This window comes from Streptomyces sp. NBC_01445, assembly GCF_035918235.1.
In the GTDB taxonomy this organism is placed as follows: domain Bacteria; phylum Actinomycetota; class Actinomycetes; order Streptomycetales; family Streptomycetaceae; genus Streptomyces.
Window position 1 is genome coordinate 7509074 of the sequence record NZ_CP109485.1, and the last position, 13606, is coordinate 7522679.

Consider the following 13606-nt stretch of genomic DNA (forward strand, 5'->3'; position numbering starts at 1 on the left):
TTTCTTGACGTAGGAAGAGAGCACAACGACAGCCATGGCTGAGGCTCAGAACATCCCGGTGGGTTCCACCACCTCCGGCTCGATCGCGGTGGCCGCGGAGTCGACCGTCGCCACGCGCATGAGCGCGCCCCCGTCCTACGACGTCGCGGACTTCCCGGTCCCGCACGGCCGTGAGGAGGAGTGGCGGTTCACGCCGCTCGAGCGGCTGCGCGGCCTGCACGACGGGACGGCGGTCGCCCAGGGCGGCCTCCGCGTCGAGGTAACCGCCCCCGCGGGCGTCACCCAGGAGACCGTCGGGCGCGACGACGCCCGCGTCGGCAAGGCCGGCAAGCCGGTGGACCGCGTCGCCGCCCAGGCGTTCTCGTCCTTCGAGAAGGCCTCGGTCGTGTCCGTCCCCAAGGAGACGGTGCTCACGGAGCCCATTCGCATCGCTGTGCACGGCGAGGGCGGTACGGCCTTCGCGCACCAGGTCATCGAGCTCGGCGCGTTCGCCGAGGCCGTGGTGGTCATCGACCACACCGGTGACGCGGTGCTCGCCGCCAACGTCGACTACATCCTGGGCGACGGCGCCAAGCTGACCGTCGTCTCCGTGCAGGACTGGGACGAGAAGGCCGTCCACGTCGCGCAGCACAACGCGCTGATCGGCCGTGACGCCTCCTTCAAGTCCGTCGTCGTCACCTTCGGCGGTGACCTCGTCCGCCTGCACCCGCGCGTCAACTACGCGGGCAGCGGCGGCGAGGCCGAGCTGCTCGGCCTGTACGTCACCGACGCCGGCCAGCACCAGGAGCACCGCCTCCTGGTCGACCACGCGGCCCCGCACTGCAAGTCGAACGTCGCCTACAAGGGCGCGCTCCAGGGCCAGGACGCGCACGCCGTCTGGATCGGCGACGTCCTCATCGAGGCCACCGCCGAGGGCACCGACACGTACGAGCTGAATCGCAACCTCGTGCTGACCGACGGCGCCCGGGTGGACTCGGTCCCGAACCTGGAGATCGAGACCGGCGAGATCGTCGGCGCGGGCCACGCCTCGGCGACCGGCCGCTTCGACGACGAGCAGCTCTTCTACCTGCGCTCGCGCGGTATCCCGGCCGACGAGGCCCGTCGCCTGGTGGTCCGCGGCTTCTTCGCCGAGCTCGTCCAGCAGATCGGTCTGCCGGACGTCCAGGAGCGCCTGCTCGCCAAGATCGAGGCCGAGCTGGAGGCTTCCGTCTGATGGCCTTCGACCGTGCCCGGTTCACCCGGGCCTGCGGATTGAGCGAGCTGGAGGAGGACACCCCGAAACGGGTGGAACTCGACGGCACGCCGATCTCGGTCGTCTACACCGAGGGCGAGGTGTTCGCGATCAACGACATCTGCTCGCACGCGAACGTGTCGCTCTCCGAGGGCGAGGTGGAGGACTGCCAGATCGAGTGCTGGCTGCACGGCTCCGCGTTCGACCTCCGTACCGGTAAGCCGTCCGGCCTTCCCGCGACGCGCCCCGTCCCCGTTTACCCCGTAAAGATCGAAGGGGACGACGTACTCGTCTCCCTCTCCCAGGAGTCCTGAGGCACCCATGGCAACGCTTGAAATCAAGGACCTGCACGTCACCGTCGAGGCCGACAACTCCACCAAGGAGATCCTCAAGGGCGTCGACCTGACCGTGAAGCAGGGCGAGACGCACGCCATCATGGGCCCGAACGGCTCCGGCAAGTCGACCCTCGCCTACTCCATCGCGGGTCACCCCAAGTACACGATCACCCAGGGCACCGTCACCCTCGACGGCGAGGACGTCCTCGAGATGTCCGTCGACGAGCGCGCCCGCGCCGGCATGTTCCTCGCCATGCAGTACCCGGTCGAGGTCCCCGGCGTCTCGGTCTCCAACTTCCTGCGCACCTCGGCCACCGCGATCCGCGGCGAGGCCCCCAAGCTGCGCACGTGGGTCAAGGAGGTCAAGACCGCGATGGAGCAGCTCCAGATGGACCCTGCCTTCGCCGAGCGCAACGTGAACGAGGGCTTCTCCGGCGGTGAGAAGAAGCGCCACGAGATCCTCCAGATGGAGCTCCTCAAGCCGAAGATCGCGATCCTCGACGAGACCGACTCCGGCCTCGACGTCGACGCGCTGCGCCAGGTCTCCGAGGGCGTCAACCGCGTCCGCGAGACCGGCGAGGTCGGCACCCTGCTGATCACGCACTACACGCGCATCCTGCGCTACATCAAGCCGGACTTCGTCCACGTCTTCTCGCAGGGCAGGATCGTCGAGTCCGGCGGCCCCGAGCTCGCCGACAAGCTCGAGGCCGAGGGCTACGAGGCATACACGAAGGGCGGCGCATCCGCGTGACACAGCTGCCGGGCCTCCTCGACACCGAGGCGATCCGCAAGGACTTCCCGATCCTCGACCGGGTACTTCACGACGGCAAGAAGCTCGTGTACCTGGACAACGCGGCGACCTCGCAGACGCCGCGGCAGGTCATCGACACGCTCAGTGAGTACTACGAGCAGCACAACGCCAACGTGCACCGGGGCGTGCACGTGCTCGCCGAGGAGGCCACGGCGCTGTACGAAGGTGCTCGTGACAAGGTCGCGGCCTTCATCAACGCACCGAGCCGCGACGAGGTCATCTTCACCAAGAACGCCTCCGAGTCGCTCAACCTCGTGGCGAACATGCTGGGCTGGGCCGACGAGCCCTACCGCGTGGACCACGAGACCGAGATCGTCATCACGGAGATGGAGCACCACTCCAACATCGTGCCGTGGCAGCTGCTCTCGCAGCGCACGGGCGCGAAGCTGCGGTGGTTCGGGCTGACCGACGACGGCCGCCTCGACCTCTCCAACATCGACGAGATCATCACCGAGAAGACGAAGATCGTCTCGTTCGTCCTCGTCTCCAACATCCTGGGCACGCTCAACCCGGTCGAGGCCATCGTGCGCCGCGCCCAGGAGGTCGGCGCGCTCGTCCTCATCGACGCGTCCCAGGCCGCCCCGCACATGGTGCTCGACGTGCAGGCGCTGCAGGCCGACTTCGTGGCCTTCACCGGCCACAAGATGTGCGGCCCGACGGGCATCGGCGTCCTGTGGGGACGCCAGGAGCTTCTCGAGGACCTGCCGCCCTTCCTGGGCGGCGGCGAGATGATCGAGACCGTCTCCATGCACTCGTCGACGTACGCTCCGGCGCCGCACAAGTTCGAGGCGGGTACGCCCCCGATCGCCCAGGCCGTCGGCCTCGGCGCGGCCGTGGACTACCTGACCTCGATCGGCATGGACAAGATCGCCCAGCATGAGCACGCGATCACCGAGTACGCGGTGAAGCGTCTCCTTGAGGTCCCGGACCTGCGGATCATCGGCCCCACCACGGCCGAGGACCGCGGCGCCGCGATCTCGTTCACGCTCGGTGACATCCACCCGCACGACGTGGGCCAGGTCCTGGACGAGGAAGGCATCGCGGTCCGCGTGGGTCACCACTGCGCCCGCCCCGTCTGCCTGCGCTACGGAATTCCTGCGACCACGCGAGCGTCGTTCTACCTGTACTCCACGCCCGGCGAGATCGACGCGCTGATCGACGGCCTGGAGCACGTACGGAACTTCTTCGGCTGAGGGGCTGGCTGGGAACGTGAAGCTGGATTCGATGTACCAGGACGTCATCCTGGACCACTACAAGCACCCGCACGGGCGCGGTCTGCGCGATGGCGACGCCGAGGTGCACCACGTCAATCCGACGTGCGGCGACGAGATCACGCTGCGCGTGAAGTACGACGGCTCGACGATCAGTGACGTCTCGTACGAGGGCCAGGGCTGCTCGATCAGCCAGGCTTCGGCCTCTGTGCTGAACGAGCTGCTCGTCGGCAAGGACCTGGCCGAGGCGCAGAAGATCCAGGAGACCTTTCTGGAGCTGATGCAGTCGCGGGGCAGGATCGAGCCCGACGACGCGATGGAGGAGGTGCTGGAGGACGCGGTCGCGTTCGCCGGTGTCTCCAAGTACCCGGCCCGTGTGAAGTGCGCCCTCCTGAGCTGGATGGCGTGGAAGGACGCGACGGCCCAGGCGCTGGACGGCGCGGAAAGGAAGACGGCATGAGCGAGACTGTGACCACGAAGCCGGCGTCCGAGGAAGAGGTCCGCGAGGCCCTCTACGACGTCGTCGACCCCGAGCTGGGCATCGACGTCGTCAACCTCGGCCTGATCTACGGCATCCACATCGACGACGCCAACATCGCCACGATCGACATGACGCTCACGTCCGCGGCCTGCCCGCTGACCGACGTCATCGAGGACCAGGCGAAGTCGGCCACTGACGGCATCGTGAACGAGCTCCGGATCAACTGGGTCTGGATGCCGCCGTGGGGCCCGGACAAGATCACCGACGAGGGTCGCGAGCAGCTGCGCGCGCTCGGCTTCAACGTCTGATCGCTCCCTCCGGTTCGTCACACCCGTACGGCCCCCTGTGCTCCCGGCACGGGGGGCCGTGCTGTCTGGTGTTCGCTCCCGGGTCGCGGTGCGTACGCCTGTAGTTGGCCCACGTGGCCGAAGGTTCTCGTCGACACCCGCCCGATGAGAGGCCCTCATGCAGCACTTCCTTCCCACATCCCGCCGCAGAGCCGTCGCCGTCACGGGCGGAGTGCTCACGCTGGCCCTCGCGGGGCTCAACAGCCCGGCGGGCGCGGCGAGTTACGGGACGCCGACGATCGCACTCTCCGCCTCGTACGTCTCCGGGGCGGTCGGCGCCACGGGTGACCCCGTCGTGACCGTCACCGTCGGCCAGAGCGGCGCCGACGCGTCGGCGCTGACCGTGGCCGCCTCCGCGAGCAGCAAGTCGTCCGTCGCCGGCACCGGGAACGTCACCGTCACCGGGTCGGGCGCCACCCGGCAGGTGTCCGTCGCCGCGCAGGGCCGTGGCTACACCGACCTCACCCTCAAGGTGACCGGCGTGGACGGCAGGACCGTCACCAAGACGCTGCACTACGCCGCTTCGGCCGCCGTGCAACAGGGCCCCGACACCCGCTACTTCACGGGTTCCAGCGACGCGTCCGCCGCTGTCGACGCGGGCGGCGGCTACGTCCTCGTCGCCGACGACGAGTCCAACGTCCTGCGCCTCTACAGCGGTTCGGTCTCCGGCGCGCCCGTGAAGACCTGGGACTTCAGCTCGCAGCTCGGGGTGACCAAGGAGGTCGACATCGAGGGCGCCACGCGCGTCGGCGACACGATCTACTGGACCGGGTCCCTCGGCAACAACAAGGACGGCGAGTACAAGACCCCCCGGAACACGGTCTTCACGACCACGGTGAGCGGCAGCGGGGCCGCGACGCAGCTGTCGTACGGCAAGGCGTACAAGAAGCTGCGGGACGACCTGGTCGCGTGGGACGAGGTGAACGGGGACCGCTACGGGTTCGCCGCCGGCACCGAGGACGGGCAGGTGCCCAAGCAGGTCGACGGGTTCAACGTCGAGGGCCTCGAATTCGCGCCCGGGTCGACCAGCACCGCGTACATCGGGTTCCGCGCGCCGCTCGTGCCGCCGAAGGACGGGGGCAAGGCGCTCGTCGTGCCCGTCACCAACTTCGACAAGGTCGTGTCGAGCGGGACGAAGCCCGTGTTCGGGACGCCCGTCGAGCTGGACCTCGGCGGGCTCTCGGTGCGCGACATCCGCAAGAACGCCGCGAACCAGTACCTGATCGTGGCCGGCAGCTGGGCCGCCGACGACAACTCCGACCCGTACGCCCTGTACCAGTGGGACGGCGTCGCGGGACACGCGCCGGTCAAGCGGATGGACCTGCCGACGAGCGACCCCGGCGGCTGGGAGGCCGTGGTGAGCGTGCCCGACCTGACGCAGTCCGGCGCCCGCGCGCAGCTCCTGACCGACAACGGCTCCGCCGACCTCTATGGCGACGGCACCGAGGCCAAGGACCTCACGCACCCGGAGTGGAAGAAGTCCAGGGCCGCCTGGTTCGGCGTCACCGACTAGTCCGCGGGCGTTGAGCGGGCCTGCCCGTGCAGGCCCGCTTTTCTGGTGTCAGGTCCTCGACCGGAAGCTAGGCGTCGGACCGGGACGCGAGCTCCAGGGTGTGGGCGAGGCCCTCCCTGCGGATGCGCTGGTCGGTGTAGAGCAGCGCGGTGACCAGCGGCAGGAACACCGAACTCACCAGCTGCACCAGCAGGTTGGCGATCATGGACAGGGCCATGATGAAGCCCAGCTGCGGCAGCATCGCCTCGAACACGTCGGACGCGCTCTGACCCGGCTCGTACGCCTGCGGAGTCGTGTCGGGCATCGCGATCTGGAGCGGCACCCGCACCGCGAGCGACACCACCATCATGATCGCGCCGGCCAGCAGGGAGATGCCGAACGTGCGCCACCAGGCGCCCCGCACGAGCCGCGCCGAGCGGCGCAGAGCCTGGATCGGCCCGGCCTCCTCGAGCGTGGCGGCCGCCGGGCCGAACATGAAGAGGACGTAGACCCAGACCACGAGCGGCACCGTCACCGCCATGAGCAGGAACAGCACGCCGACCGGCGCGAACGACTGCGTGAGCAGCATGACGAAGATCGACACGAAGAACGCCACGGCCAGGCCCGCGGGGATCAGCGCGATCAGGCCCATCAGCAGGCCCACGCCGAGCACGGAAGGCGTGCGGGACCAGGCGCGCCGCCACACCGCCCCGAAGCGTGCGGGACGGCCGAGCACCGCCTCGCGCAGCACCACGGTGCACGCGGACTGGATGAACGCCGTGCCGACCGTGAGCGCCAGCATGCCGACGGCCCACACCACGCCGAACGCGGTCAAAGCCGGCCGCGCGTGGCTCCACTCGAACTCGGTGTGCCGGTCCAGGAGCGCCCGTACGTCGTCCGAGACGGCCGCGTAGGCGAGCGCCAGCGCGCCCGCCATGAGCGCGGCGAGCGCCACGTACACGATGAGGACGGTGCCGAACAGCGGCTTCGCGTGGCGGCGCATCGTCGTGAAGGCGCCGCCGAGTATCCGGTCGACGCCGAGCGGGGCGAGCGGGATGACGCCGGGCTGCGGCGGGGGTGGCGGCCACGCACCCCAGCCGTAACCGCCAGGTCCGTATCCAGGTCCGTATCCAGGCCCGTGTCCGGGCCCCTGGCCAGGGCCCTGTCCCCACATGTCCGTCATCTCGCCGCACTCCCAGGAGTAGTTCGTCCCTGTGGCCCCCCACAGTGATCGCGACACGATAGCCCGAGCGTGCTATGTACGCCTGTACACAACGTTGCGTACACTCGTACACATGGGATATGTACTGCTCTCCGGCGCCATCGCGGCGGAAGTGGCCGCCACCACCGCCATGAAGTACAGCGAGGGATTCAGCAGGCTCTGGCCCTCCCTGATCACCGTCTCCGGCTATCTGATCGCGTTCGCGCTGCTCGCACAGACGCTGAAGACCGTGCAGGTCGGGACCGCGTACGCGATCTGGGCCGGCGTCGGCACGGCCGTCATCGCCGGGATAGGGATGCTCTTCCTCGGCGAGGCGATGACCGCGGCCCGGCTCGCGGGGATCGCCCTGGTCATCGGCGGCGTGGTGCTGCTCAACATGGGCGGCGCCCACTGATGGCGCGGCGCTACGACCCCGAGCGGCGGCAGCGCATCATCGACGCCGCGATCCGGGTGGTGGGCGAGAAAGGCATCGGAGGACTCAGCCACCGCAGCGTCGCTGCCGAGGCCGATGTGCCGCTCGGCTCGACGACGTACCACTTCAAGACCCTCGACGAACTGCTGGTCGCCGCGCTTCGCCAGACCAATGAAGGGTTCGCGAAGGTCGTGGCGGGCAGCGACGTCTTCGAGGCGCCGCGTTCCGGGCTCGCCGCCGGGCTCGCCGCGGTCCTCGGCGAGTGGTTCGCCGGTGAGCGCACCGCCGTCGAGCTCGAGTACGAGCTGTATCTCGCCGCCCTGCGCAGGCCCGCGCTGCGGCCCGTCGCCGCCGAGTGGTGCGCAGGTGTCGCCGACGAGCTCGCGCGCCGCACCGACCCGGTCACGGCCCGCGCGCTCGTCGCCCTGATGGACGGAATCTGCCTCCAGGTGCTGCTCACGGACGCCGTCTACGAGGAGGAGTACGCGCGCGACATGTTCGCGCGGGTCATCGACGGGGCGCCCGGCCAGGACGCGGACGGTGCCGCGGCCGACCGGCCGGGGGAGCGCGGCGCGCCCGGTACCTGAGACACCGGCCGTACCGGTTCGCCCCCGCGGCGCACCTCCGGTTAGGTTTCACCCATGTCTGACTCTCCCGCCAGCACCACCGCTCAGCGCACCACCGGCGCCGTCGCCGCAGGCCTCGCCACGCTCACCGCCGACGGCACGGTCCTCGACACCTGGTTCCCCGCCCCGTCCCTCCAGGACGAGCCGGGCCCGGCCGGCACCGAGCGGCTCTCCGCCGAGCGCGCCGCCGAACTGCTCGGCGAGGGCGCCGCGAAGGCCATCGGCACCGACGCCCGCCGCGGTGTGGAGACCGTCGCCGTGCGCACGGTCATCGCCTCGCTCGACGACAAGCCGCTCGACGCGCACGACGCGTACCTGCGCCTCCACCTGCTCTCCCACCGGCTGGTCAAGCCGCACGGGCAGAACCTGGACGGCGTCTTCGGCCTCCTCGCCAACGTCGCCTGGACCTCGCTCGGCCCGGTCGCCGTCGACGACGTCGAGAAGGTCCGCCTCAACGCCCGCGCCGAGGGCCTGCACCTCTCCGTGACGTCCATCGACAAGTTCCCCCGCATGACGGACTACGTGGCGCCGAAGGGCGTCCGCATCGCCGACGCCGACCGCGTCCGGCTCGGCGCGCACCTCGCCGAGGGCACGACCGTCATGCACGAGGGCTTCGTCAACTTCAATGCCGGCACGCTCGGCACGTCGATGGTCGAGGGCCGCATCTCCGCCGGCGTCGTCGTCGGCAACGGCTCCGACATCGGCGGCGGCGCCTCCACCATGGGCACGCTCTCCGGCGGCGGCAACGTCCGCATCACGATCGGCGAGCGCTGCCTCGTCGGCGCGGAGGCGGGCGTCGGTATCGCCCTCGGCGACGAGTGCGTCGTCGAGGCCGGCCTGTACGTCACCGCCGGCACGCGCGTCACGATGCCCGACGGCGAGATCGTCAAGGCCCGCGACCTGTCCGGAGCCTCGAACATCCTCTTCCGCCGCAACTCGGTCTCCGGGGCCGTCGAGGCCCGCCCGAACAACGCGGTGTGGGGCGGCCTGAACGAGGTTCTGCACAGCCACAACTGATCACAGGCGGCCGTGACGTGCGGCCGCCTGATCGATCTCCTCTGACCTGCCGCTGAGCTGTCGGCAGTTGTCGACGTCGGTCATCGTTGAGCGCCCTCCACGGCCCCATGAGAGCCCGGGAGGGCGCTCGCGCGTTGAGGGAGAAAGCTGCTTTGTAAGTTCTGCCCGGCGGGGCCTGCGGCGGCGCGGCGCGGCGGCCTGGACGTCCCCGCCGGTCACCTCGGGATGCCACTGTCCTCCACTTCTCTGCCGATACTCCATGCGGGTGGTGTGGGCCTTCGGGGCGTCGCCGTCGAAGAGGGACGGCGTCAGGGGGACGTCATGGCTCGGGCCTGGCCGCCGACCGCTGACCTGCGGAACTGCGCAGACTTCTGCTCAAGATGCTGGAGAGGGTATGTGCTACTAGCGTGATACGTGTGAGAGTCGCAACCCGGGCACGCCCTGGGCGGCAAGTTCCGGAAGGACCGGAACCAATGAGCGGCGAGACGTGCTCCCGCGTCGAGCTGTGACCTCTGCGAACCGCACCGTATGTCTTGCATGCGCTGTGGCCACCCGCCTTCGATCTTCGGTGGCGGAAGGAAAGGTAGAGACTCATGCGAGCACCTCATATCAAGCGTTCCCTCGCTGTAGCCGCAGCCGGCGTGATGCTGGCTGGTGGCGCCGCAGTTGGCGCCGCAGGGACGGCTGCGGCCGCCCCTGCCCACGCGACCTCCGCGGCCAGCCACTCCAACAACCGGTGCGGCTGGTGGGATGACTGCTACGGCTACGACAACGGGTACGGCTACGGCAACGGGTACGGCTACGGCAACGGGTACGGATACGGCTACGACAACGGGTACGACAACGGGTACGGCTACGGCAACGGGTACGGCGGCGTAGCCATTGTCGTGGTGGGCGGCTACGTCGGCTACTGAGCCGATTCACGCTGCTCATTGCCTGACCTGCTACAACATCAGAACAGCCACAACTGACGCACCCCGCAACCGAAGTGGCCCGCACCGGCATCCGGTGCGGGCCACTCGCGTCATCCCGCGCACAATGTCCCGCGCATTTCTTGCGCACGCAGGCATAGCGAGGGCGCACCGCGCGCGTCACAAGGAACAGCAGGGGGGCAGCAGGGCCGCCCGACGGGGAAGAGAAGGTGAAGATGGATGCGGGCAGGGAAGCACCAGCGGGGTATGCCGGGCAGACAGCGGGCGAGGCGGGCGCGGATCGCTGGGACAGCTTCCGCGAGTTCGTGGCGAGCAGGTCATCCGCGCTCCTGAGGACCGCGGTGCTCCTCAGCGGGGGCGACCGGCACGCCGCCGAGGACCTGCTCCAGAACGCGCTGATCAAGGCGGCCGGACGCTGGCACCGGATCGACGAACCGGAGGCCTACGTACGGAAGATCCTCTACCGCCAGCAGATCAGCAGATGGCGCCTGAAGTGGCGCGGACGGGAACTGACTGTCGCCGAGCCGCCGGAGAGTCGTACAGGGGTCGACTCTTCCCACGCCGCCGACCTGCGCATCGTGATGCGCACCGCGCTCGCCAGGCTCACCGCCCGGCAGCGCACCGTACTCGTCCTGCGCTACTTCGAGGACCTGCCCGAGGCGGACGTCGCCCGCCTGCTCGGCTGTTCGGTGGGGACCGTGCGCTCGACCACGCACCGCTCGCTCGCCAAGCTGCGCAGCCTCGCGCCCGAACTCGCCGCGCTCGGTCCGGCCGACGCCGAAGACCTGCCGTCCCGTGACTTCTCGCCCATGGAGGTGCGTCCGTGAACGTCGATGAACTGCTCCGTGACGCACTGCGCGAACAGGCCGCCGACAGCGCGTCCGTGCCGTCCGACTTCGCCGACCGGGTGCTCGCCGTGCGGCACCGCCGCCGGGTCCGCACCATCGCGGGCGCCGCGGTCGCCACGGCGGCGGTCGTCGCCACCGCGGTTGCCGTGCCCGTCCTGAACTCGGGCGGCCAGGACGTACGCCCCGCGAGCCAGATGAACCAGAGCGACATCATCGCCCACCCGGACCAGTCACCGCCGCGGGACCTCATCGCGGCGGGGGACACGGCGCTGGCCGCGTTCTCCACATACAAGACGGTCAAGCAGCCCAACCGGGACGCCGTCATGGAGCGCACCTACGGGCTGCTCAACCAGAAGACTGGCAAGTACGACAGGACCACGCGGTGGTCGTGGGTCGAGGTGGCGCCGGGGATGCGGACGGCCGCCGTCCTGGAGAAGCGGCTGCCCGTCGACCGCATCGGCCTGCTCGACCTGATGACCGGCAAGGTGGAGCGGTGGATCGAGCTCGACAAGGGCGTGGCCGGGGTGGAGTTCTCGCCGGACGGCAGGAAGCTCCTCGCCACGACGTACGCCAAGAACCCCGACCACCTCTACTGGTCGCACAAGATGAACGTGAACGGCAAGGACGAGCCGGGGCCGGTCGCCAGCCGGACCGGGTTCACCGTCGTCGACGTCGCCTCCGGCAAGGCGGACTGGCACGAACGGCCTTTCTGGGAGGACAAGATGGGCTGGTCGCCGAACGCGCGCGCCGACCTCCGGTTCAGCCACGACGGCAAGCTCGTCTACGAGCAGATCCCGATGGCGCCGGACCGGATCTACTACGACCTGAACGGCCGCAAGGTGGCCACACCCGCCGTGGAGAAGCACGTGTCGTGGGCGGAGGCGGGGCTCTCGCCGGACGGCAAGCTCATCGGCGGTGAGTTCGCCGGCGAGGGCAACGAGATCGCCTCGGCGATCGTCGACCCCCTCAGCGGCAGGATGGTCACCAAGGTGCCGGGGCAGCAACTGCTCGCCTGGGCCGACAACAAGCGGCTCATCGCCTGGGGCTGCGATCCCAAGAAGTGCAGCGGCAAGGGCGAGTTCCACAACCAGCTGCTCCTGCTCACCATCGGCAGCGACAAGGTCGTCCAGCTCAGCGACTTCCGTAAGGCGTCCGACGACTACCCGGGCCGCTGGACACCGCAGTTCACTACGCGCTGACGGAGGATGCGTCTGTCCGGCCGGGGGCCCGGGGGTTGTCCCCCGGGACGGCACCGCACCACGCGTTGGCGAAGCTCTCGTACGCGGTCAGCAGCCCGTCGGTCACCTCGTGGCCGGCGGGCCGCAGTGGTGCGCGGACAGGGCCGGCGGGCAGGCCGAGCGCGCCGAGCAGCGCCTTCGCGGTGACCGTGCCCGGCAGGCCGGACGCCATCATCAACTCCACGAGCGGCGCCGCCAGTTGCTGCCGCCGGGCCGCCTCCCGGGTGTCGCCCGCGTCGAAGGTGTCCAGGACGGCCCGCAGCGCGCGCGGCGCCACGTTCGCGACCGTCGACACGAAGCCCGCCCCGCCCACCGCGTACAGCGGAAGCGCGAACTCCTCGCAGCCCGCGTAGTACGCGAGACCGGTCGCGCCGAGCACCTTCTGCGTGCCGAGCATGTCGTACGCGCAGTCCTTGACGGCCACGATCCGGGGGTGGGACGCCAGCCGGATCAGGGTGTCCGGCTCGATGCGCGTGCCGGTGCGGCCCGGGATGTCGTACAGCATCACCGGCAGCCCCGACGCGTCCGCGATCTCGCGGAAGTGCGCCTCCAGGGCGTCCTGCGGAGGGCGGCTGTAGTACGGACTGACGACCAACAGGCCGTCCGCGCCCGCCTTTTCGGCACCGGCCGCCAGCTCCACGGAGTGCCGCGTGTCCGCCGTGCCGATGCCCGCGACGACCGGGACCCGCTCCCCGACCGCGTGCTTCACGGCCCGCACGAGCGCCGCCTTCTCCTCGTCCGACGTCGTCGGGGACTCGCCGGTGGTGCCGGACAGGACCAGGCCCTCACAGCCCTCGGCCACCAGATGGGCCGCCAGGCGCTGCGCGCCGTCCAGGTCCAGGGCGCCGTCGTCGGCGAACGGCGTGACCATGGCGCACAGGGCGCGGCCGAAGGGCGGGTGCGGGGAGTTCGCGAGGCTCATAGGTGCAGTCTCGGCGCCCTAACCGTGCAGCTCCACTTAATTCTTCTACGAGGTAGTGGCAAGTCTTGCTTAGCAGTCGAGGGTGCATGGCCGAGTTCCGACGGGATATTGGCCGAGGGCCGACCTTCAGGAAATGCACCCGGATTCCGAATTATCAGAGAGAAGTTGCACGTATGCGTAGACATATAAAACGTATAAGGATCCCGTGGTGCGTGACGTCGTCCTGGCCCTCGCCGTTCCCCTGCTGATCTGTGCGAGTGGCGTCTACGCCGCGTGTGACGGCTGGTGGCGCCGCAGGCACCCCGCGCCGGCCCCGCACTCACATGCCGGACGCCGCCTCGCCGCCGAACGGGCGGTGGCCGACGCGGAGGCGATCGTGGCCGACCGGTACGCGATCCTCGCCGAGGCGGAGCACAGCGCCGCGCGGCTCGGGGGGCAGCAGTAGGGCGGGGCGCCCACTCCCTGTCGGTGAGTGGGCGCC

16 protein-coding genes are annotated in these 13606 nt (G+C 69.9%); 14 read left to right on the forward strand and 2 right to left on the reverse strand.

Features of this window, described 5'->3' with window-relative positions; all coding sequences use genetic code 11:
• Positions 1–34 precede the first annotated feature (34 nt).
• The 7 genes from sufD (at position 35) to OG574_RS34165 (ending at position 5929) form a co-directional block, all read left to right on the forward strand.
• A complete protein-coding gene (gene sufD / locus OG574_RS34135) occupies positions 35–1213 on the forward strand; it encodes a Fe-S cluster assembly protein SufD (protein WP_100592407.1) in 1179 nt (392 codons plus the stop codon).
• On the forward strand, positions 1213–1545 hold the full coding sequence (locus OG574_RS34140) for a non-heme iron oxygenase ferredoxin subunit (RefSeq protein WP_326776339.1): 333 nt from the start codon (positions 1213–1215) through the stop codon (positions 1543–1545). Before sufD ends, OG574_RS34140 begins: the two co-directional genes overlap by 1 nt.
• Positions 1546–1552: 7 nt before the next feature.
• On the forward strand, positions 1553–2317 hold the full coding sequence (gene sufC / locus OG574_RS34145) for a Fe-S cluster assembly ATPase SufC (RefSeq protein WP_100592409.1): 765 nt from the start codon (positions 1553–1555) through the stop codon (positions 2315–2317).
• Positions 2314–3570: a cysteine desulfurase gene (locus OG574_RS34150; RefSeq protein WP_100592410.1), complete on the forward strand. Its 1257-nt coding sequence runs from the start codon at positions 2314–2316 to the stop codon at positions 3568–3570. Before sufC ends, OG574_RS34150 begins: the two co-directional genes overlap by 4 nt.
• A gap of 16 nt (positions 3571–3586) precedes the next feature.
• Positions 3587–4048, forward strand: a complete 462-nt coding sequence (gene sufU, locus OG574_RS34155; protein ID WP_100592411.1) for a Fe-S cluster assembly sulfur transfer protein SufU — start codon at positions 3587–3589, stop codon at positions 4046–4048.
• Positions 4045–4377 carry a metal-sulfur cluster assembly factor gene (locus OG574_RS34160; RefSeq protein WP_100592412.1) on the forward strand — a complete coding sequence of 111 codons (333 nt, stop codon included), beginning with the start codon at positions 4045–4047 and terminating at the stop codon, positions 4375–4377. The genes sufU and OG574_RS34160 overlap by 4 nt, the downstream gene beginning before the upstream one ends.
• 157 nt (positions 4378–4534) lie before the next feature.
• Positions 4535–5929, forward strand: coding sequence for a hypothetical protein (locus OG574_RS34165; RefSeq protein ID WP_326776340.1), 1395 nt, complete (start codon positions 4535–4537; stop codon positions 5927–5929).
• 67 nt (positions 5930–5996) lie between these two features.
• Here OG574_RS34165 and OG574_RS34170 read toward each other — a convergent pair whose 3' ends face one another.
• Positions 5997–7148, reverse strand: coding sequence for a DUF7847 domain-containing protein (locus OG574_RS34170; RefSeq protein WP_326776341.1), 1152 nt, complete (start codon positions 7146–7148; stop codon positions 5997–5999).
• Positions 7149–7203: 55 nt separating this feature from the next.
• On the opposite strand from OG574_RS34170, the gene OG574_RS34175 reads away from it, so the two are divergent.
• From OG574_RS34175 to OG574_RS34200, 6 genes are all read left to right on the forward strand, one after another.
• Positions 7204–7524 (forward strand): DMT family transporter, encoded by a 321-nt coding sequence (locus OG574_RS34175; protein WP_266669279.1) that lies wholly within the window; start codon positions 7204–7206, stop codon positions 7522–7524.
• Positions 7524–8129, forward strand: a complete 606-nt coding sequence (locus OG574_RS34180) for a TetR/AcrR family transcriptional regulator (RefSeq protein ID WP_326776342.1) — start codon at positions 7524–7526, stop codon at positions 8127–8129. Before OG574_RS34175 ends, OG574_RS34180 begins: the two co-directional genes overlap by 1 nt.
• 54 nt (positions 8130–8183) lie before the next feature.
• A complete protein-coding gene (gene dapD, locus OG574_RS34185; RefSeq protein WP_326776343.1) occupies positions 8184–9185 on the forward strand; it encodes a 2,3,4,5-tetrahydropyridine-2,6-dicarboxylate N-succinyltransferase in 1002 nt (333 codons plus the stop codon).
• 593 nt (positions 9186–9778) lie between these two features.
• A complete protein-coding gene (locus tag OG574_RS34190) occupies positions 9779–10099 on the forward strand; it encodes a hypothetical protein (RefSeq protein ID WP_326776344.1) in 321 nt (106 codons plus the stop codon).
• 233 nt (positions 10100–10332) lie between these two features.
• Complete coding sequence (locus OG574_RS34195; RefSeq protein WP_326778721.1) at positions 10333–10944, forward strand: SigE family RNA polymerase sigma factor; 612 nt, start codon at positions 10333–10335, stop codon at positions 10942–10944.
• Positions 10941–12164: a WD40 repeat domain-containing protein gene (locus OG574_RS34200; protein ID WP_326776345.1), complete on the forward strand. Its 1224-nt coding sequence runs from the start codon at positions 10941–10943 to the stop codon at positions 12162–12164. Before OG574_RS34195 ends, OG574_RS34200 begins: the two co-directional genes overlap by 4 nt.
• Here the strand turns inward: OG574_RS34200 and dapA are convergent.
• On the reverse strand, positions 12154–13125 hold the full coding sequence (dapA, locus tag OG574_RS34205; protein ID WP_326776346.1) for a 4-hydroxy-tetrahydrodipicolinate synthase: 972 nt from the start codon (positions 13123–13125) through the stop codon (positions 12154–12156). The two genes, OG574_RS34200 and dapA, sit on opposite strands and share 11 nt — an antisense overlap.
• Positions 13126–13333: 208 nt before the next feature.
• On the opposite strand from dapA, the gene OG574_RS34210 reads away from it, so the two are divergent.
• On the forward strand, positions 13334–13570 hold the full coding sequence (locus tag OG574_RS34210) for a hypothetical protein (protein ID WP_326776347.1): 237 nt from the start codon (positions 13334–13336) through the stop codon (positions 13568–13570).
• The last annotated feature ends 36 nt before the right edge of the window (positions 13571–13606 follow it).